Genomic DNA, 19,524 nt, shown 5'->3' on the forward strand with positions numbered 1-19,524 from the left:
TCCGACGAGTTCGGCGTGGCGCGCCACCTGGTGAACCTGGAGGTGGTCAACACCTACGAGGGCACCCATGACGTGCATGCGCTCATCCTCGGGCGCGCCATCACCGGCATCGCGGCGTTCTGACGGGGGAAAACCCCTCGCGCCGCACCGCGTAGCGCTACCTAGAATGCGGGCTCTTCCTACAGGAGCCATTGCATGACGCAGGCCAGGTCCCAGGCCAAACGCCGTTCCGACGCCGAGCCCGCCGCCGGTGCCGACGCCAAGAGCGCCGGCACCGTGCAGCGCACGCTGAAGAAGTACCCCAACCGGCGCCTCTACGACACCAAGACCAGCAGCTACATCACGCTGGCCGACGTGAAGCAGATGGTGCTCGACGGCAGCGACTTCGTGGTGCGCGACGCCAAGAGCAACGAGGACCTGACGCGCAGCATCCTGCTGCAGATCATCCTGGAAGAAGAAACCGGCGGCGTGCCGATGTTCTCGACCAACATGCTGGCGCAGATCATCCGCTTCTACGGCCACACGATGCAGGGCCTGATGGGTTCCTACCTCGAGAAGAACCTGCAGGCCTTCATCGACATGCAGAACCGCTTCGCCGAACAGTCCGGCGGCCTGGTGGGCGGCAAGGGCTTCAGCCCCGAGTCATGGGCGCAGTTCATGAACCTGCAGGCGCCGATGATGCAGGGGCTGATGAGCAACTACCTCGACCAGTCGAAGAACCTGTTCGTGCAGATGCAGGAGCAGATGCAGAAGCAGGCCGAGAACATGTTCCCGTTCGTGCCGCCGGGCCCGAAGCGCTGAACCCGCCGCGCGGGTGTGCGCGTCACTTGAGCCAGGGCAACAGCACTGGCCACACGTTGTCCAGCATCACCGGATGCGCCTCTTCGCGCGGGTGGATGCGGTCCGGCTGGAACCATTTGTCGGTCGAGTCCGGCGCGTCGGCCAGGCCCTTGAGCAGGAAGGGCACCAGCGCCGTGCCTTCGGCCTTGGCCACCTTGGCGAACAGCGCCATGAAGTCCTCGCCGTACTGGCGGCCGTAGTTGGGCGGCAGCTGCATGCCCACCAGCATGACCTTCGCCCCGGCGGCCTTGGCGGCACGCGCCATCTCGGTGAGGTTGGCCTCGGTCATCGACAGCGGCAGGCCGCGCAGCGCGTCGTTTCCGCCCAGTTCGATGATCACGTGGCTCGGCCGGTGCTGCTTCAGCAGCGCGGGCAGCCGAGAGCGCCCGCCCGAGGTGGTGTCGCCGCTGACGCTGGCGTTGACCACGGTGACGGCCTGCTTGCCGCGCGCCAGGCGCTGCTCCATGAGCGCCACCCAGCCGGTGCCGCGCTTGAGGCCGTATTCGGCCGACAGGCTGTCACCCACGACCAGCAACGTGCGCCCGGCACCGGCCTGCGCGGCGACGGCCGCTGACGGCAGCGCAGCGGCATAACCCGCGGCTAAAACGCCCAGGATAAAGTGCCGGCGCATCCGCCGAGCCGACGAAAGAGAAGCAGACGACATGAGTGAACCGATCATTGCCGTGGAGCGAGTCACCAAGCAGGTGCGCGACTCCACCGGGGTGTTGACGATCCTGCACGATATCGACTTTTCGCTGGCACCGCAGGAATCGGTGGCCATCGTGGGCGCCTCGGGCTCGGGCAAGAGCACCTTGCTGTCCATCATCGCCGGGCTCGACACGCCCACCACCGGCACGGTGCGCCTGGGCGGCACCGACATCTTCGCCCTCGACGAGGACGCGCGTGCCGCGGTGCGGGCCGAGCGGGTTGGGTTCGTGTTCCAGAGCTTCCAGCTGCTGGGCAACCTCACCGCGCTCGAGAACGTGATGTTGCCGCTCGAACTTCAGGGCCGCAACGACGCACGCAAGCAGGCCACCGAGATGCTGCAGCGGGTGGGCCTGGGCGAGCGGCTCAACCACTACCCGAAGGTGCTGTCGGGCGGCGAGCAGCAGCGTGTGGCCCTCGCGCGTGCGTTCGTGGTGAAGCCGGCCGTGCTGCTGGCCGACGAGCCGACCGGCAGCCTGGACTTCGCCACCGGCGAAACGGTGATGGCGCTGATGTTCCAGCTCAACCGCGAGGAGGGCGCCACGCTCGTGCTGGTGACGCACGACCGCAGCATCGCGGCGCGCTGCGACCGGCAGGTGCGGATCGAGGCCGGCCGCATCGTCACCTGACGCTCATCGCGCCCGGCCCGCCAGCAGCAGCACCACGCCGACCAGCACCACGCCGGCGGCCAGCCATTCGAAACCGGTGACGACCTCGCCGCCCAGGCTCACGCCCAGCAGCATGGCGATCACCGGATTGACGAAGCAGTAGCTGGACGCGAGGCCCGCGGAGGCCCGCGCCAGCAGCACCATGTAGGCGTTGAAGGCGATCAGCGAGCCGAACACCACGAGGTAGAGCCAGGCGAGCACCGCGCTCGGCTCGGGCGGCCATTGCGCCGCCAGCACCGGGTATTCGCCGTCGATGGCGGCCAGCCCCATGAGCACCAGGCCGCCGCAGATCATCTCGCTGGCGAAACCGACCGCCCCCGGCGCGAGCGCGAAGCCGCGCTGGCTCATGAGGCTGCCGGTGCACCAGGTGAGGCAGGCCACGGCGATGGCCACGAGGCCGGCAGTCGATGCCTGGAAGCCGGCGCCCTGGGTGAGCAGCAGCACGCCCATCAGGCCGACGGCAATGCCGGCGGCTTCGAGCCGGCTGGGATACACGCCCCACAGCATCTGGCCGGCGGCCATCATCACCGGCACGATGGCGATGAAGGCCACCACCAGGCCGGAGCCCACCGTCTGTTCGGCATAGGCGGTGCCGCCCATGCCGCCGCCCAGCATCAGGGCGCCCACCAGCAGGGCGTTGCGCCACTGCGCAGCGGTCGGCCACGGTGCGCCGCGCCACCGCATCCAGGCCATGAGCAGGACCCCGGCCACCAGGAAGCGGGTGCCCATCTGCACGAAGGGCGGAAAGCTCACCAGCGCGAACTTGATGGCCAGGTAGGTGGAGCCCCAGACCAGCCAGGTGGCGGCGAGGCAGGCGATGACGAGCGGCGACAGCCCGCTGCGGGGCGCGATGACGGCGGAAGCGACGGAATTCATGCCGGCATCCTAAAAAACAAGCGCTCGTCCAGCGATAGAAGACTCAAGGATGTCATGCGAAAACAGTTTGAAATCAACGGCAATCCGGGTGCTAGGCTTTGAGCATGAACGGCGCCTCCACCCTCGACCATTACGACACCCGCATCCTGGCCGAACTGCAGGCCGATGCCCGCCTCTCGATGGCCGAACTCGGCCGCCGCGTGCACCTGAGCCAGCCGGCGGTGACCGAGCGGGTGCGCAAGCTCGAGGCGGCGGGTGTCATCACAGGCTACCGGGCCACGGTGAATCTCGCGGCGCTGGGCTATGGCATCCGCGCGCTCATGAGGGTGGGGCGGGCCGACTATGCACGAGTGATCAAGCTGCTGCAGCAGACCCCCGAGGTCGTGAATGCGTACAACGTGACCGGCGAGGACAGCTGGATCTTCGAGATCGCCGTCATCGACGTGGCCCACCTCGATGCGGTGGTGACCAAGTTCTGCATCCTCACCGAAACCTCCACCTCGATCATCCTCAACGCGGCCCGCGAGCACCAGGTGATGCTGCCCCCGCGGCTGGAGGACGTGAAGCCGCCGATCAAGAAGATCGAGAACGCCTGACCCGGCCTTGCGGCCCCCTGAACGAAAGCCTCCCATGACACAAGCGACCGACGATTTCTCGACCTGCGACCTGTGCGACCTGCACAAGAACGACGGCAGCGGCGCCTTCCGCGTGCTGCCGCCGGTGTTTCGCGACTTCGGCGGGCGCAGCAAGTTCGCGGGTCCGGTGAGCACCATCAAGTGCCATGAAGACAACTCCCTGGTCAAGGCCGCCGTCGAGGAGCCGGGCCGCGGCCGGGTGCTGGTGGTCGATGCCGGCGGCTCGCTGCGCCGTGCGCTGGTGGGCGGCAACCTGGCCGCCTCGGCGGCGAAAAATGGCTGGGTCGGCCTGGTGGTCGACGGCTGCGTGCGCGACGTCGCCGAGATCTCGTCGGCCGACGTCGGCATCCGCGCGCTGGCGCTGATGCCGTTGCCCACCGAAAAGCGCAACACCGGCCAGCGTGATGTGCCGGTGCAGGTCCAGGGGGTGTGGGTGCGCCCGGGCGACTGGCTGTACGCCGACGCGGACGGCATGGTGGTGGCGCCCAGCGTGCTCTGATCCGCCCGCACGGCCGCGGCGAGCGCCAACAAGTACCGGCATGGTCGCCTGCCGATGGGGGAGGCCATTGCTGCAGGGAAGCGTGTCGGGTGATAGTGGCCGGGCCCAGGCAAGGAGGCCGCCCGGCCGCCGAAGTGACCCACCGCAGCGACATCCCGAAATCCACCCGCCAGCCCGGCATGGGGCCGGGCACGCCGCCCGGCGAGCGGGCGTCGCCCGTGTGGATCACAGGCGCCTGCGGAGCAGCGGCCGTGAGCTTGTGGCTGCAGCCCTGGCGCGAACAAGAGGCACGTCTTGTGTGGCTGGCCTGGTTGCTGTGCCTGCTGGCGGCCACCTTCCTGTGGCAGCGGCAATGGTTGCGTCGTGCCGCGCTCGAACGGCGACTGGCTCGCAGACACGCGCTCACGCACCGCAATGCGCAGAAGGTCCAGGCCCGGTACGACAAGCTGCGGCGCCGGCTGGACGCCGCCAACGCCAGTCTGCTCGATGCGAGGTCGCGGGCCCTGCAGGCGCGCGAGCGGGTGCTGCAGCTCGAACAGCTGCTGCAGGAGCGCGAACGCGCCACGGCGCGGCTGGCAGAGCTGGCCACCCAGGATGCGGTGACCCGGCTGGTGAACCGGGACGCCATCCTGCAGCAGCTGGAGTCGGCCATCACCGCGGGCGGGCGACCTTGCGTGCTGTTCATCGACCTCGATCGCTTCAAGGAAGTGAACGACGCGATGGGCCATTTCTCGGGCGACGTGGTGCTGCGGCAGGTGTCCAAGCGGCTGAAGTCGGCACTCGGCACGCAGGGCCTGGTGGGTCGCTGGGGCGGCGACGAGTTCGTGGCGGTGGTCGCCGGGGCGCCGGACGATGCCGCGCTGCTCATGCTGGCGCAAGGTCTTCGCCAGGCCGTGAGCGCACCGCTCAACGTGGGCGGGCAGAGCGTGCGCATCGACGCCTGCGTGGGCGTGGCGCGCTACCCCGAGCACGGCGACGACGCGCAGGCGCTGGTCCGCAGCGCCGACATGGCCGTGTACGCCGCCAAGAATGATGGCCGTGGCTGCGTGCGGCCCTTCGAGGCCGCGCTGGCGGAGCGCTCGCAGCGCCGCTACGAGATCGCGCAGGCGCTGCGCAGCGCCAATCCGGATCGCGAGTTCCGCCTCGAATTCCAGCCGCTCACCTCGCTGCGGGACGGGCGGCTGCATGCGATGGAGACGCTCCTGCGATGGAACAGCCGTTCGCTCGGGACGGTGGCGCCGGCCGAGTTCATTCCCATTGCCGAGGAATCGGGCGCGATCATCGGGCTCGGCCGCTGGGTGCTCGGACAGGCCTGCGCCGCCGCGGCGGGATGGCCGGGCGAGGTGGCGCCCATCGTCAGCGTGAACGTGTCAGTGGTGCAGATGCTGCGCAGCGACTTCCCGGGCGACGTGTCGGCTGCGCTGCAGTCCAGCGGGCTTTCGGCCCACCGGCTGGAGGTCGAAGTGACCGAAAGCGTGTTCGCGGCCGATGCCCAGCGGCTGGAAGCCGCGCTCGGCGCCCTGCGCGCACTGGGCGTGCGCATCGCGATCGACGACTTCGGCACCGGCTATTCATCGCTTGCCTACCTGCACCGGCTGCAGGTGGACGCGGTGAAGATCGACCAGAGCTTCGTGCGGCGCATCGATGGCGAAGCCGGCTGCTCCATCGTCACCGCCATCGTGTCGATCGCGCGCAGCTTCGGCATCGCCTGCGTGGCCGAAGGCGTGGAAAGCGCCGAGCAGTACCTGAAGCTGCGGGAGCTGGGGGTGGACATCGGACAGGGCTGGTACTTCGGCAGGCCCATGCCGGCGCTGGTGTAGCGGCGCCTGCGCGGCGGGCGCTATTCCAGGACTTCGAGCAGCCGGTCGAGTCCGCCGTCGTTGATGGCCACCATGGCCTGCTCGCGCACCTTGGGCTTGGCGTGGTAGGCCACCGACAGGCCGGCCGCGCCCATCATCAGCAGGTCGTTGGCGCCGTCGCCCACCGCGATGGCCTGCAGCGGCGAGATGCCCAGCTGCTCGCAGGTGGACAGCAGCATGCGCTTCTTCTCTTCGCCGTCGCAGATGTCGCCCCAGGGCTGGTCGAGCATGCGGCCGGTCAGCACACCGTCGGCGCTCTCGAGCACGTTGCTGCGGGTGTAGTCCAGGCGCAGGCGGTCGCGGATGCGGTCGGTGAAGAAGGTGAAGCCGCCGGAGACGAGCAGCGTCTTCAGGCCGGCGGCCTGCAGCGCCCGCACCAGGGTTTCGGCGCCGGGGTTGAGCTGCAGGCGCTGGTCGAAGACCTGCTGCATGGCGGACACCGGCACGCCCTTGAGCAGGGCCACGCGACGGCGCAGGCTTTCCTTGTAGTCGGTGATCTCGCCGCGCATCGCGGCTTCGGTGATGGCGGCCACCTCGGCCTTGCGGCCGGCGGCGTCGGCGATCTCGTCCACGCATTCGATGTTGATGAGCGTGGAGTCCATGTCGAACGCGACGAGCCTGAAGTCGCTCAGCGGAAGGGGCGGCGTGAAGCCCTGGAGCACGAGGCCGGGGCGGAGGGACAGGGTCATGGACGGAAGGGCGCTGCGGGAAATGGCGGCGCGGATTTTACGGGGCGTCGCCGGCCGCGAGGGCCGGGGCATCGCTCATGTCCTTGAGTGCCACGCCGGTGGCCTGCAGCCGCTGCGCCTCGGTGCAAAGCCACCAGAGCTTCGCAGCGGCCTTGTCGTAGGCCAGCCCTTCGGGCCGCACGTTCGAGATGCAGTTGCGTTGTGCGTCGGTGCGACCGCGCTGCGGAGCCCAGGTGAGGTAGATGCCCAAGCTGTCGGGCGAGCTCAGGCCGGGCCGTTCGCCGATGAGCATGGCCACCAGGCGCGGCCGCAGCAGCGCGCCGATGTCGTCGCCCAGCGCGACGCGGGCCTGGGTGGCGATGACCACCGGGCCGATGCGCCAGCCTGCGGGCGCCCGTGCACGGACTTCCCTGGCCAGCGGCAGGACATGTCGCTGCACCGCCAGCGAAGAAAGGCCGTCGGCCGCCACCAGCAGCAGGTCGCAGCCCTGCAGTGCATCGCCCGCCTGCAGTTCCTGCAGACGCACCGCGCTGCTCTCGTCCAGCCGGCGGCCGAGGTCGGGCCGCAGCAGGTAGGTGGCGCGGTCGGGTGCCGCGCTTGCCACCCGGCAGGTGGCGAAACCTTCGCTGCGCAAGGCCTCTTCGAGTGCCGGCACGTCCAGCGCCAGGTGCACCGCGTCGCGCGCCAGCGCATGGGCCTGGCCGAAGCGCAGCACTTCGCCTGTGGGCAGGCTGGCACCCGCGCGGCCGAGTGCGATGCGCGCCGGCGTGTGGGCCCGCAGCGCGGCCCATGGGTCGCGAGTGACCGGCGGCTTGTGTGCCGTCATGCCGCGAGCCTCAGGGCGTTGATCTGCTGCAGCAGGGGGTGGCCGGCCTCGACGGGGCACAGCTCGCCTTGCGGGTCGGCGATCTGCATGCGCTCCAGCCAGACCTCGAACTCCGGCGCGCGCCGCAGGCCGAACAGGCGCCGCAGGTAGAGCGCGTCATGGAAGGACGTGCTCTGGTAGTTGAGCATCACGTCGTCGGCGCCGGGCACGCCCATCAGGAAGGGCAGCCCCGCGCCGGCCAGCAGCGTCATCAGCGTGTCCATGTCGTCGGAGTCCGCCTCGGCATGGTTGGTGTAGCAGACGTCGCAGCCCAGCGGCACGCCCAGCAGCTTGCCGCAGAAGTGGTCCTCGAGGCCGGCGCGGATGATCTGCTTGCCGTCGTAGAGGTATTCGGGGCCGATGAAGCCCACCACCGTGTTGGCGAGCAGCGGCGAGAAGGCCCGCGCCACCGCATGCGCACGGGCTTCCAGGGTCTGCTGGTCCACCCCGTGGTGGGCATTGGCCGACAGCGCGCTGCCCTGGCCGGTCTCGAAATACATCACGTTGTCGCCGACCGTGCCGCGCCTGAGCGACAGCGCGGCCTCGCGCGCCTCGCGCAGCAGCGACAGCGAAATGCCGAAGCTCGCGTTGGCCGCCTCGGTGCCGGCGACCGACTGGAACACCAGGTCGACCGGGGCGCCCATCTCGATGGCCTGCACCGTGTTGGTCACGTGGGTCAGCACGCAGCTTTGCGTGGGGATCTCGAACCGCCGGATCACCTCGTCGAGCAGGCGCAGCAGTTCCACCAGCGAGGGCAGGCTGTCGCTCACCGGGTTGATGCCGATCACCGCATCGCCGGCGCCGTAGAGCAGGCCGTCGAGCATGGAGGCGGCGATGCCGCGCGGGCTGTCGGTCGGGTGGTTGGGCTGCAGGCGCACCGACAGGCGCCCCGGCAGGCCGATGGTGTTGCGAAACCGGCTGACGACGCGGCATTTGCGCGCCACGAGGATGAGGTCCTGGTTGCGCATGAGCTTGCTCACCGCGGCCGCCATCTCCGGGGTGAGGCCCGGGGCCAGGGCCGAGAGCGCTGCGGCGTCGGCCTGGTCGGACAGCAGCCAGTCGCGGAAGTCACCCACCGTCAGGTGGGCCACGGGCGCGAAGGCGGCGGCATCGTGCCCGTCGATGACGAGCCGCGTGACCTCGTCGTCTTCATAAGGCACCAGGGCCTCTTCGAGAAAGCGCGCGAGCGGCAGCTCGGCCAGGCACATGCGCGCGGCCATGCGTTCGGCAGCCGTGGCGGCGGCGATGCCGGCCAGCTGGTCGCCCGAACGCAAGGGGGTGGCCTTCGCCATCACCTCCTTCAGGTCCTTGAACTGCCAGGTGGCCGGGCCGATCGTGTGCTGGTAGCGCATGGCTTCCTTCCGCAGCTAGGGGATCACCGCCTCTTCGACCGGCAGCGGATCGCTCGCCGTGAGCCGCTGGCGGGCGGTGGACAGGAAGTAAAGGTAAGCCAGGCCGAGCAGGCCGGCAAACACCGCGGCCAGCAGCGGGTTGAACCAAACCATGGTGCCCAGGCACACCAGCGCCAATACCAGCGCGATGGCCGGGAACACCGGGTAGCCGATGGCGGGAAAGGGGCGAGCCAACCCGGGCTCCCTGCGGCGCAGGGCGAACAGGCTTGCCATCGACACGATGTACATCACGATGGCGCCGAACACCGACATGGTCACGATGTTGGCGGTGAGCGTCTGCCCGCCGAAGCTCACCCATTCGTCGCTGAAGATGGCGGCGATGCCCACCACGCCGCCGGCGAGCACCGCCCGGTAGGGCGTGCCGAAGCGGGGGTGGATCTCCGCCAGCCAGCCGGGCAGGTAGCCGTCGCGCGCCAGCGCGAAGATCTGGCGCGAGTAGCCGAGGATGATCCCGTGGAACGAGGCCACCAGGCCGAACAGCCCGATCCACACCAGCATGTGCAGCCAGCCGCTGTCGGCGCCGACCACGGCCTTCATCGCCTGCGGCAGCGGGTCGTTGATGTTCGACAGCGTGCGCCAGTCGCCAACGCCGCCCGCGAACAGCATCACGCCGAGCGCCAGCACCACCAGGGTGAGGATGCCGGCGATGTAGGCCACCGGGATGGTGCGTTTCGGGTCCTTGGCCTCTTCGGCCGCCATGGCGACGCCTTCGATGGCGAGGAAGAACCAGATGGCGAAGGGAATGGCAGCAAACATGCCGGCCACCGCCGCCCCGGAGAAGCTGTCCTGGCCGGCCCAGCCGTGGGCTGCGAAGTTGGCCAGCGAAAACCCGGGCGCCACCACGCCCATGAACACCAGCAGCTCGAAGATGGCCAGCACGGTGACCAACAGCTCGAAGGTGGCCGCGGTCCGAACGCCCACGATGTTGAGCGCCATGAAGACGACATAGGCGCCGCAGGCCATGGCCTTCTGGTTCACGCCCGGGAACTGCACCGCGAGGTAGGCGCCGATCGCCATGGCGATGGCCGGTGGCGCGAAGACGAATTCCACCAGTGTGGCGAAGCCGGCCAGGAAGCCGGCCTTCGGCCCGAAGGCCCGGCGGGCATAGGCGTAGGGCCCGCCGGCATGCGGAATGGCGGTGGTGAGCTCGGTGAAGCTGAAGATGAAGGTGGTGTACATCACCGCCACCAGCACCGCCACGACCAGGAAGCCCAGCGTGCCGGCGCTGGCCCAGCCGTAGCTCCATCCGAAATACTCGCCCGAGATCACGAGGCCGACGGCGAGGCCCCACAGGTGCCAGGCGTTCAGGCGCGGTTGCAGATGACCGGTTGACATGTGCGACTCCCTTTGGTGAGGATGTGCGAAGCCGTATCAAGCTTCGTGCCATCGGGCCGACCCGGCAAGGTGCATGACGAAGCAACAAAAGGCAAAGGGAGAATCTGATGGCTGCCGTCCTGAAACCTGCCGTTGCGCAGAGGCCCGCGGATGCGTCCGGGCGGCTGCGCGGTTTTGCCTCCACCGCCCGCGAAATCGACGACAGCGACCTGCACGTCGAGGGCCGGCTGCCTGACTGGCTGCGGGGCCGGCTGCTGCTCAACGGCCCGGCGCTGTGGAGCCTGCCCCAGGGCGGCTACGAACACTGGTTCGACGGGCTGGCGATGTTCCACCGCATCGAGATCGGGCCGGGCCGCGTGCGCTACCGCAGCCGCTTCGCTCGCAGCGAGGACTACACCCGCAGCATGGCTGCCGGGCGCCCGGCCTTCGGCGCCTTCGATACGCGCAACCCGATGGGATTCTTCAGGCGCATGCTGCACCTGAAGAACCCGCCGATCACCGACAACCCCGCGGTGGTGATGTCGCACATCGGCGACCGCTGGGTGGCCAACACCGAAACGCCGCACCTCACCAGTTTCGACCCCGACACGCTGGCCACCATGGGCCGCCTGCGGTTCGACGACGGCGTGCAGATGCAGCTGATGTCTGCGCATGGCCGCACCGACGAGCGCGGCGACTACTGGAACGTCGGCATCCACCTCGGCCCCAAATGCACCTACAAGCTCATACGCATGCGTGCCGGCACCCGGCGGCGTGAAGTGATCGGCAGTCTCGAAGTGCGCCGGGCCGGCTACACGCATGCCTTCGCCATGACGCCCAGCCATGCGGTGATCTGGGAAACGGCCCTGCGCGCGATGCCGCTGTCGTTCCTGTTCACCGGGCGGGCCTACATCCGGAACTTCCGCTGGGAGCCCGCAAGCGGCTCTCGACTGCATGCGATATCGCTGGACGACGGTTCGGTGCGCAGCTGGGACATTGCCCCGATGCTGGGCTTCCACGCCATCCAGGCCTGGAACGACGGGCAGGACATCGTCCTCGAGATGCCGGTGTTCGACGATGCCCGCGTCCTGGAGGACCTGCGCCTGGACGCCCTGCGGCAGGGGCAAGGCCCTTGCGTGCCCAGGCTCCTGCGGTACCGCATGAAGCCGGGGCGCCAGACCGCCGAAGCCGAGGTCTTCGGCTCCGCGCTGGAGCTGCCGCAGGTCCACCCCCAGCGCGACGGCAGGGCCCGGGCCTCGGTCACCTGGGGGGCGGGCACCGACGCGACCCGGCCGGCGCTTTTCGACCGCACGGTGCGGCTCGACCTGGAGTCGGGCGAGTGGCGCGAATGGTGCCGCGGCGATGCGGTGCAGCTGGAGCCGCTGTTCGTGCCCAGGCCGGGCGGCACGGCGGAGGACGACGGCGTGCTGCTGGTGCCGACTCTGGCCGACGGCGACACCGCCACGCAGCTGGGCGTGATCGATGCGCGCAGCATGCAGTGCCTGGCCCTGCTGCAGGCGCCCCAGGTGGTGCCGTTCGGCTTCCATGCCGCCTGGGCGGCATAGCAGGGCGCTGCCGCAGGCCGTTCAGCCCGCCTCGGCGACCGGGCTGCCGAGCGAGCGCAACACGTCGCGCACGAACTGCGCCCGGTCCTTGGCTTCGGGAGTGGACTTGTCGATGCGCAGCTTGTCGTTGCCGGCCAGCTTGATGTGGCGGTTCTTCTGCACCAGCTCGATGATGCGCATCGGATCGACCGGCGCCTTGGGCCGGAAGGTGATGTTGATGATGTGCGGCGCCGCGTCGATCTTCACGACACCGTAGGGCCGGGCCAGCACGCGCAGGCGGTGCGTGTCGAACAGCGTCTGCGCCTGCGGCGGCAGCTTGCCGAAGCGGTCGACGATCTCTTCCAGCATGGCATCGATCTTGTCGATCTTGTCGGTGGTGGCCAGGCGCTTGTAGAGCGACAGCCGCGTGTGCACGTCGCCGCAATAGCTGTCGGGCAGCAGGGCAGGCGCATGCAGGTTGATCTCGGTGGCGCTGTTCACCGGGTTCAGCAGGTCGGGCTCCCGGCCGGCCTTCAGGTCGCGCACCGCCTGGGACAGCATCTCGTTGTAGAGCTGGAAGCCCACTTCCATCATGTTGCCGCTCTGGTTCTCGCCCAGCACCTCGCCGGCGCCGCGGATCTCCAGGTCGTGCATGGCGAGGTAGAAACCCGAGCCCAGCTCCTCCATGTTCTGGATGGCCTCCAGCCGCTGCGCGGCCTGCTTGGTGAGGCCTTCCACGTCCGGCACCAGGAGGTAGGCATAGGCCTGGTGGTGCGAACGTCCTACGCGTCCGCGCAGCTGGTGCAGCTGCGCGAGGCCGAACTTGTCGGCCCGGCTGATGACGATGGTGTTGGCCGTGGGCACGTCGATGCCGGTCTCGATGATGGTGGAGCACAGGAGCAGGTTGTGCTTCTGGCCCACGAACTCGCGCATCACCCGCTCCAGCTCGCGCTCCGGCATCTGGCCGTGGGCCACCGCAATGCGGGCCTCCGGCAGCAGCTCCTCGAGCTTCTGACGCCGGTTCTCGATGGTCTCGACCTCGTTGTGCAGGAAGTAGACCTGGCCGCCTCGCTTGAGCTCGCGCAGCACCGCCTCGCGGATGGTGCCGGTGCTTTCGTTGCGCACGAAGGTCTTGATGGCCAGGCGGCGCTGCGGCGCGGTGGCGATCACGGAGAGGTCGCGCAGGCCCTCGAGCGCCATGCCCAGCGTCCGCGGGATGGGCGTGGCGGTGAGCGTCAGCACGTCCACCTCGGCGCGCAGCGCCTTCATCGCCTCCTTGTGGCGTACGCCGAAGCGGTGCTCCTCGTCGATGATGAGCAGGCCCAGGTTCTTGAACCTGGTGTCGGGGCTGAGCAGCTTGTGGGTGCCGACCACGATGTCGATGCTGCCGTCGGCAATGCCTTCCTGCGCGGCCTTCACTTCCTTGGCCGAGCGGAAGCGCGACATCTCGGCCACCTTCACCGGCCATTGCGCAAACCGGTCGGCGATGTTCTGGTAGTGCTGCTCGGCCAGCAGCGTGGTGGGGGCCAGCAGCGCGACCTGCTTGCCGCCGGTGACGGCCACGAAGGCGGCCCGCAGCGCCACCTCGGTCTTGCCGAACCCCACGTCGCCGCACACCAGGCGATCCATCGGCTTGGGGCTGATCATGTCCTGGATCACCGCGTGGATCGCCGCGTTCTGGTCCGGCGTTTCCTCGAAGCCGAAGCTCGCGGCGAAGGCCTCGTAGTCCTGCGCCGAGAAGCGGAAGGCGAAACCCTCCCGGGCGGCGCGGCGGGCATAGAGGTTGAGGAGCTCCGCGGCGGTGTCGCGCACCTGCTCGGCCGCCTTGCGCCTGGCCTTGTCCCACTGGTTGGAGCCGAGCTTGTGCAGCGGCGCCTCTTCGGCGCTCACGCCGGTGTAGCGGCTGATGAGATGCAGCTGTGCAACCGGCACGTACAGCGTGGCCTTGTCGGCGTATTCCAGGTGCAGGAACTCGCTGGGCCCGTCGCCTATGTCGATGTTGATGAGGCCGACGTAGCGGCCGATGCCATGGTTGGCATGCACCACCGGGTCGCCAACCTTCAGCTCCGACAGGTCCTTGATCAGCGCATCGACGTCGCTGGTCGCTTCCTGCTTGCGGCGCCGGCGGGTGGTGGGGGCCGCATCGAACAGCTCGGTCTCGGTGACCAGCTGCACGCCTTCTTCGGCCCAGAAGAATCCGCCGGCGAACGGCGCCACGGTGATGGCGTAGCGGTGGTCGCTCTTGAGGAAGGCGTCGAGGCTGTCGACGCTGGGCGGCTCGATCCGGTGGTCGCGCAGCAGCTCCAGCAGGCTCTCGCGCCGGCCCGCGCTTTCGGCCACCAGGAGCACCCGGTGTTCGGTCTTGCCCAGGTGCGCCTCGAGCTTGCGCAGCGGCTCCTGTGCACCGCGCTCGACGGCCAGATCGGGCAGCGGGCGGGCCCACTCGACCGGCTCGCTGCCGCGCACCGCGAGCTGCGCATGGGCGTTGCACAGCGTGAAGAAGTCTTCGGGCCGCAGGTAGATGTCTTCGGGCGGCAGCACCGGCCGCTCCGGGTCGTGCTGCAGGAATTTGTGGCGCTCACGCGTGTCGGCCCAGAAGCGCTTGAGCGCTTCGTCGATCTCGCCATGCAGCGCGATGACTGCGCGTTCGCCGAAGTAGCTGAAGACGGTGGCCGTCTCGTCGAAGAACAGCGGCAGGTAGTACTCGATGCCGGCAGTGGCGATGCCGGTGCCGATGTCCTTGTAGATGCGCGCCTTGGTCGGATCGCCTTCCATCTTCTCGCGCCAGCGGGCTCTGAAGGCCGCGCGTGCCGCCTCGTCCATCGGGAACTCGCGGCCGGGCAGCAGGCGCACCTCGGGCACCGGATAGAGGCTGCGCTGCGAGTCGGGGTCGAAGGTGCGGATGGAGTCGACCTCGTCGCCGAACAGGTCCACCCGGTAGGGCACCGGCGAGCCCATCGGGAAGAGGTCGATGAGGCCGCCGCGCACCGCGTATTCGCCCGGCGAGACCACCTGGCTCACATGCTGGTAGCCGGCCAGCGTGAGCTGCGCCTTGAGCGCCGCTTCGTCGAGCTTCTGCTTCTGCCTGAAGTTGAAGGTGTAGGCCGCCAGGAACGACGGCGGCGCGAGGCGGGTGAGGGCGGTGGTGGCCGGCAGCAGGACCACGTCGACCTCGCCCTGCCGGATGCGCCACAGCGTGGCCAGGCGCTCGGAGATCAGGTCCTGGTGCGGCGAGAAGGTGTCGTAGGGCAGCGTCTCCCAGTCGGGGAACACGGCCACCCGCAGGTTCGGTCCGAAAAACGCCAGCTCGTCCTGCAGCCGCTGCGTTTCGGCCGGCTCCGCGGTCACGACGGCGGTGAGCTGCCGGTCGGCCGCGCGTGCCTGCGCGAAGCGAGCCAGCAACAGGGCATCGGCCGAGCCGATCGGGCGGGGCAGCGTGAAGCGCTTGCCGGGGGCGATGGTGGGCAACTGCATGGAGTGATGAAGCGGCGGCACAAATACAGAGCGCCCCGCGGCGCGTGCCGAGGGGCGTGTGATTGGGGCCAATTCTAGAATCGCGGCGATGACCCCTCACGACACCGAGCCGAGCTACGCCATCGGCACCCGGCCCCGCTGCTTTGCCCTCGTGCCCTGCGCCGGCGTAGGCCAGCGTGCCGGCACCCACGGACCCAAGCAATACCACCTGGTGGCCGGCCGCGCCGTCGTGGCGCACACGCTGGCCGCCTTGTCGAAGGTGGCAAGGCTCGAAGCCACCCTCGTGGTGCTGTCGCCCGACGATGCGCAGTTCGAGCAGCACGTGAGCGGCTTTGCCGCCGATTGGGTGGCCCGGGCGGGCGGCGCCACCCGGGCGGAAACGGTGGCCAACGGGCTGGACGAACTTCTCGCGCGTGGCGCACAGCCTCACGACTGGGTGCTGGTGCACGACGCGGCGCGCTGCCTCATCCGGCCCGAGTGGGTCGATCGCCTGATCGACGGCTGCATGGATGACGAGGTCGGCGGCCTGCTCGCGCTGCCGCTGCCCGACACCCTGAAGCACGAAACCGCGGGCCGCGTGGACCACACGGTGGACCGCACCGGCAAGTGGGCCGCCCAGACGCCGCAGATGTTCCGCATCGGCCTGCTCAAGCCGGCGCTGGCGCATGCGGGCGAGGCGGTCACCGACGAAGCCAGCGCCATCGAAGCCCTGGGCCACCGGCCGAAGCTGGTGGTCGGCTCCTACGAGAACTTCAAGCTCACCTGGCCGGCGGACTTCGAGCTGGCGCAGCGGCTGCTGCGAGACAATCAGGGCATCGTCTCGTCCGGAGGTCGCGCATGACGATCACCATTGCCGAACTGAAGAAGCTCTCCATCGCGGAACGGATCCAGCTGGCGGAAGACCTGTGGGACAGCGTGGCCGTTGATCAGGCGTCGGAAGCGTATCGACTGACACCAGAGCAGGAAGCCGAACTGCAACGGCGCCTTGCCGCGCATGACGTCGCCCCTGAGGCCGTGCCTTGGTCCGAAGTTCGCGACGCGCTGTTTCAGCGGAAATCCTGAGTGCTCGTTTCGTTCCGCCCGGAGGCACAAGCCGATGCTCTGGAAGCCCAGGCATGGTATGAGCAGCGTTCACCGGGCCTGGGGTTCGAGTTTGCGAGAGCGCTCGAAACAGCAGTGGATTCTGCTGCTCGATCTCCGGAGTCCTTCAAGGCCGTCCCGTTCAACTGTCGCAGGGTTCTCCTTCGACGCTTTCCATACGTTCTGATCTACCGCGCGGTGGAAGAGCATCTACTGGTGATCGCGGTGTTTCACCACCGCAGAGCACCGCAAGCCTGGCAGGCCAGAACCCAAAAGACACCATGACCCCCATCCCCCACATCCGCATCGGCGAAGGCTGGGACACCCATGCCCTCGTCACCGGCCGGCCGCTGATCCTGGGCGGCATCACCATCCCGCACACCCATGGCCTGCTGGGCCATTCCGATGCCGACGCGCTGCTGCATGCGATCACCGACGCGCTGCTGGGTGCGGCGAGCCTGGGCGACATCGGCAAGCACTTTCCCGATACCGACCCGCGCTTCAAGGGCGCCGACTCTGCGGTGCTGCTGGCCGAGGCGGCGAGCGCGGTGCGCGCCGCCGGCTGGCAGATCGGCAACGTGGACTCGACCATCGTGGCCCAGGCACCCAAGATGGCGCCGCACATCGGCGCGATGCGCGAGCGCATCGCCGCCGTGCTGGGGCTCGCGGTCGATCAGGTGAACGTGAAGGCCAAGACGGCCGAGAAGATGGGCCCGGTGGGCGAAGGCCGCGCCATCGAGACGCGGGCCGTGTGCCTGCTGCTCAAGGCCTGAAAGCTCGCGCGCTCAGCGCCGCGGCTTTATGGGCCGCAGCAGCCCGCGGGCACGCTGGGCCTTCACCGGCACGGGGGGCGTGGCGCTGCCTCCGCCGCCGTCTTCGACGGTGGACTCCGACACCGCCTCCACCTCGGCCGCCGCCGCCTTCAGGCCTTCGGTGTAGCGCGGCGGCCAGTCCCTGAGCGTGGAACGGCGCAGCAACGCCAGCCCCGGGCCCGGGTTGAAGGTGCGCTCGAGCACATGCGTCACCAGCCGCTTGTTGACCCGCTCGGTGATCACCAGCGTGGAGCAGCGGGTGCCATAGCGATGGTCGGGCGTGCGGATGAAGGCGGCCGACAGGTACCGCTCGAGTTCGAGCGGGATGCCGGTGGCGGGCAGTTCGGTGTCGGCGGCCAGCGTGCGATCGGCCAGTGCGGCGAACAGGCGGTCGGCCAGCGCGTCTACCGAATCGCTGCCTTCGACGGCGGCCTGCAGCCGGCTCTTGAGCTGGGTGACCTTGGGCCAGGGCGTGTCGAGGGCGCCGTTCGACAGGCCGTACACGCCGCGTTCCAGCCGCACCGGCAAGCCGTGGGTGTTGCTCGCCCAGAAGCACTCGCCGCGCGCGAAATCGGCGGCGATGAGGTTGAAGCCGTTGTAGCCGGACAGCGCCGTGCGCATCCAGAACTTGTCCATCGCCACGTCGCCGCGCAGCCAGGTCGGCACGATGGCACCGCGCGAGGGCGCCTTGGGATCGTTGCTGGCCGGATTGCGCACGTTGGTGAGCAGGGCCAGGCGGCCGGCGGCCGTGAGGCCCAGCCAGGTGCCGCCGGATTCGAGGTCGCGTCCGCTCAGCACCTCTGGAAGGCCGGGCTCCTGCGACCACCAGGCCAGGCGGGCAGCCGGGCGGGCGAAGAATTCGTCGCGATTGGCGGCAATCACCAGCGGGAACCGCCGGTGCTGGTCGATCGCCAGGGCCACTAGACACATGGAACAAAAACCTCGCAGTGTCGAGGTCCGCTAATGTATGCCGCCCAGGCAGACGCGGCCTGCTCGATCTCGTGTTCGAGTGCGGAATTCACACCCTGGCCGGGCAGCGCGTAGGTTTCCATCCACGTTTGCTGGCCGCCGGCCGCCGCGTCGGGCCGCCTCAGCAGCCGCGCCTGCAGGCCGGCGTGGCGCTCGACGAGCCCATGCTGCATGGCAGCCGCGGCCTGCAGCGCCGCGCCTTCATCGCGCGGGTTCACGCGGTAGTAGATGTAGAGCTCGCGCAAGGAGCCTCCGCAGGCCCGGTATCGAAGAGGGGTCAGGCCGCCGCGGTGCTGTCCACCGGCACGCTGTAGGGCAGCCGGCCCACGCTCAGCACCGGCCCTTCCGCGCCGCGCAGGTGCAGGCTGCCCGCCTCCAGCGCCGTGAGCTTGAGCTCGACGATGGCGCTGTATCCGCCCAGCGGATGAGGGGCCGCCTGCGCCACCAGCCCGGCCGGCTGGCCCGGGTCGTTGCTGGCGAAGACCTCCATGCCGGCTGAGAGCTCTTCGGTCGCATGCACGATGGCCGCGCGGCGCTTGATGGTGCCGCGGTACTGGCTGCGCGCGACGATCTCCTGGCCGGGATAGCAACCTTTCTTGAAATCGACGCCGCCGACCAGTTCGTAGTTGAGCATCTGCGGCACGAACTGCTCGACCGTCGCCGCAAGGATGGCGGCCACGCCGCTCATCACTTCGAGCCACTGCCATCGAGCGAGCGGCAAGGCGGGCAGCGCGGACTCCACCGTGGCCGCAGCCGCGGCCGGTCCGACCCAGACGAAGCGTCGCTGCAGGCGGCCGTCCGGCAGGGCGGCGTCGGGCAGGCGCACGATGCTGGCTTCGCCCGCGTCGTTCTTGCCCCACACCGCGAGTTGTGCGTTGTCGCCCAGCCAGGCTTCGGCCCCCGGGCCGGTCAGGCCGACCGCCGCGAGCTCTGCGCCGGCATCGGTGAGCTTCGCCTTGGCCCGCAGCACGAACATCGAAAGCCGTTTCAACGCGGTGGGCAGCACCTGGGCGTCGCAGGCCAGCCAGAGCTCCGAGGCGCTGCGCTTGAACGCCACGAAGCTCGCCAGCATGCGCCCCTTGGGCGAGCAGTAGGCGGCCAGCCGGGCCTGCGACAGGCCGAGCAGCGCGAAGTCGTTGCTGAGCTGGCCATGCAGGAAGGACGCAGCATCGTCACCCTGGGCGCGGATCACGCCCCAGTGCGAAAGGCGCACCGCGCCGTCGAGGATCAGGGGGGGATTCATGGGGCTCATTATCATCAGGCCCCATCCGTCCCGTTCGAGA

General features: G+C 69.3%; 20 protein-coding genes and 1 pseudogene. 11 read left to right on the plus strand and 10 right to left on the minus strand.

The genetic code is table 11. The annotated features are described in order from the left end of the window. Window positions 1-123: pseudogene (locus E8D38_RS29020) on the plus strand (acyl-CoA dehydrogenase); the annotation flags it as partial. Window positions 124-195: 72 nt separating this feature from the next. Then, window positions 196-801 carry a polyhydroxyalkanoate synthesis repressor PhaR gene (phaR, locus tag E8D38_RS17640; protein WP_140633899.1) on the plus strand — a complete coding sequence of 202 codons (606 nt, stop codon included), beginning with the start codon at window positions 196-198 and terminating at the stop codon, window positions 799-801. 22 nt (window positions 802-823) lie between these two features. Here the strand turns inward: phaR and E8D38_RS17645 are convergent, their stop codons facing one another. Next, window positions 824-1,471 carry an arylesterase gene (locus tag E8D38_RS17645; RefSeq protein ID WP_140633900.1) on the minus strand — a complete coding sequence of 216 codons (648 nt, stop codon included), beginning with the start codon at window positions 1,469-1,471 and terminating at the stop codon, window positions 824-826. 31 nt (window positions 1,472-1,502) lie between these two features. Here E8D38_RS17645 and E8D38_RS17650 point away from each other — a divergent pair, with 31 nt between their 5' ends. Next, on the plus strand, window positions 1,503-2,174 hold the full coding sequence (locus tag E8D38_RS17650) for an ABC transporter ATP-binding protein (RefSeq protein WP_140633901.1): 672 nt from the start codon (window positions 1,503-1,505) through the stop codon (window positions 2,172-2,174). A 3-nt stretch (window positions 2,175-2,177) separates the two neighbouring features. Here the strand turns inward: E8D38_RS17650 and E8D38_RS17655 are convergent, their stop codons facing one another. Continuing rightward, complete coding sequence (locus tag E8D38_RS17655; RefSeq protein ID WP_140633902.1) at window positions 2,178-3,089, minus strand: EamA family transporter; 912 nt, start codon at window positions 3,087-3,089, stop codon at window positions 2,178-2,180. A gap of 104 nt (window positions 3,090-3,193) precedes the next feature. Here E8D38_RS17655 and E8D38_RS17660 point away from each other — a divergent pair, with 104 nt between their 5' ends. The 3 genes from E8D38_RS17660 to E8D38_RS17670 all read left to right on the plus strand — a co-directional run bounded on the left by E8D38_RS17660 (window position 3,194) and on the right by E8D38_RS17670 (window position 6,043). Further along, window positions 3,194-3,685 carry an Lrp/AsnC family transcriptional regulator gene (locus tag E8D38_RS17660; RefSeq protein ID WP_140633903.1) on the plus strand — a complete coding sequence of 164 codons (492 nt, stop codon included), beginning with the start codon at window positions 3,194-3,196 and terminating at the stop codon, window positions 3,683-3,685. Between the two features lie 34 nt (window positions 3,686-3,719). Next, entirely contained in the window at window positions 3,720-4,223 is a 504-nt protein-coding gene (gene rraA / locus E8D38_RS17665) for a ribonuclease E activity regulator RraA (protein WP_140633904.1), read from the plus strand. A 134-nt stretch (window positions 4,224-4,357) separates the two neighbouring features. Beyond that, complete coding sequence (locus tag E8D38_RS17670) at window positions 4,358-6,043, plus strand: putative bifunctional diguanylate cyclase/phosphodiesterase (protein ID WP_140633905.1); 1,686 nt, start codon at window positions 4,358-4,360, stop codon at window positions 6,041-6,043. A 20-nt stretch (window positions 6,044-6,063) separates the two neighbouring features. Here E8D38_RS17670 and serB read toward each other — a convergent pair whose 3' ends face one another. The 4 genes from serB to eat are packed head-to-tail and all read right to left on the minus strand — an operon-like array spanning window position 6,064 to window position 10,383. Beyond that, window positions 6,064-6,771: a phosphoserine phosphatase SerB gene (gene serB / locus E8D38_RS17675; RefSeq protein WP_140633906.1), complete on the minus strand. Its 708-nt coding sequence runs from the start codon at window positions 6,769-6,771 to the stop codon at window positions 6,064-6,066. Between the two features lie 37 nt (window positions 6,772-6,808). After that, entirely contained in the window at window positions 6,809-7,597 is a 789-nt protein-coding gene (gene eutC, locus E8D38_RS17680; protein ID WP_140633907.1) for an ethanolamine ammonia-lyase subunit EutC, read from the minus strand. Further along, window positions 7,594-8,988 carry an ethanolamine ammonia-lyase subunit EutB gene (locus tag E8D38_RS17685; RefSeq protein WP_140633909.1) on the minus strand — a complete coding sequence of 465 codons (1,395 nt, stop codon included), beginning with the start codon at window positions 8,986-8,988 and terminating at the stop codon, window positions 7,594-7,596. The genes eutC and E8D38_RS17685 overlap by 4 nt, the downstream gene beginning before the upstream one ends. A 15-nt stretch (window positions 8,989-9,003) precedes the next feature. Further along, window positions 9,004-10,383, minus strand: coding sequence for an ethanolamine permease (eat, locus tag E8D38_RS17690; RefSeq protein ID WP_140633911.1), 1,380 nt, complete (start codon window positions 10,381-10,383; stop codon window positions 9,004-9,006). A 107-nt stretch (window positions 10,384-10,490) separates the two neighbouring features. Here eat and E8D38_RS17695 point away from each other — a divergent pair, with 107 nt between their 5' ends. Next, complete coding sequence (locus E8D38_RS17695) at window positions 10,491-11,927, plus strand: carotenoid oxygenase family protein (RefSeq protein ID WP_140633913.1); 1,437 nt, start codon at window positions 10,491-10,493, stop codon at window positions 11,925-11,927. A 21-nt stretch (window positions 11,928-11,948) separates the two neighbouring features. On the opposite strand, the gene mfd is transcribed toward E8D38_RS17695, so the two are convergent. Continuing rightward, complete coding sequence (gene mfd, locus E8D38_RS17700; RefSeq protein ID WP_140633915.1) at window positions 11,949-15,380, minus strand: transcription-repair coupling factor; 3,432 nt, start codon at window positions 15,378-15,380, stop codon at window positions 11,949-11,951. 88 nt (window positions 15,381-15,468) lie between these two features. Between mfd and ispD the strand changes: the two genes are divergently transcribed. From ispD to ispF, 4 genes are read left to right on the plus strand one after another with little or no spacing between them, the layout of a single operon-like run. Then, entirely contained in the window at window positions 15,469-16,221 is a 753-nt protein-coding gene (ispD, locus tag E8D38_RS17705; protein ID WP_140633918.1) for a 2-C-methyl-D-erythritol 4-phosphate cytidylyltransferase, read from the plus strand. Beyond that, window positions 16,218-16,442, plus strand: coding sequence for an addiction module protein (locus E8D38_RS17710; RefSeq protein WP_140633920.1), 225 nt, complete (start codon window positions 16,218-16,220; stop codon window positions 16,440-16,442). The genes ispD and E8D38_RS17710 overlap by 4 nt, the downstream gene beginning before the upstream one ends. Further along, entirely contained in the window at window positions 16,443-16,745 is a 303-nt protein-coding gene (locus tag E8D38_RS29495; protein WP_140633922.1) for a type II toxin-antitoxin system RelE/ParE family toxin, read from the plus strand. Next, window positions 16,742-17,233: a 2-C-methyl-D-erythritol 2,4-cyclodiphosphate synthase gene (gene ispF / locus E8D38_RS17720; RefSeq protein ID WP_140633924.1), complete on the plus strand. Its 492-nt coding sequence runs from the start codon at window positions 16,742-16,744 to the stop codon at window positions 17,231-17,233. Before E8D38_RS29495 ends, ispF begins: the two co-directional genes overlap by 4 nt. Window positions 17,234-17,245: 12 nt before the next feature. Here the strand turns inward: ispF and E8D38_RS17725 are convergent, their stop codons facing one another. From E8D38_RS17725 to ygfZ, 3 genes are read right to left on the minus strand one after another with little or no spacing between them, the layout of a single operon-like run. Further along, window positions 17,246-18,202, minus strand: a complete 957-nt coding sequence (locus tag E8D38_RS17725; protein ID WP_140633926.1) for an NRDE family protein — start codon at window positions 18,200-18,202, stop codon at window positions 17,246-17,248. Further along, entirely contained in the window at window positions 18,193-18,486 is a 294-nt protein-coding gene (locus E8D38_RS17730) for a DUF4936 family protein (RefSeq protein WP_140633928.1), read from the minus strand. Before E8D38_RS17730 ends, E8D38_RS17725 begins: the two co-directional genes overlap by 10 nt. 32 nt (window positions 18,487-18,518) lie before the next feature. Next, window positions 18,519-19,484 (minus strand): CAF17-like 4Fe-4S cluster assembly/insertion protein YgfZ, encoded by a 966-nt coding sequence (gene ygfZ, locus E8D38_RS17735; protein WP_140633930.1) that lies wholly within the window; start codon window positions 19,482-19,484, stop codon window positions 18,519-18,521. Window positions 19,485-19,524 lie beyond the last annotated feature (40 nt).

The organism is Methylibium rhizosphaerae (genome assembly GCF_006386545.1).
GTDB lineage: Bacteria > Pseudomonadota > Gammaproteobacteria > Burkholderiales > Burkholderiaceae_C > Pseudorivibacter > Pseudorivibacter rhizosphaerae.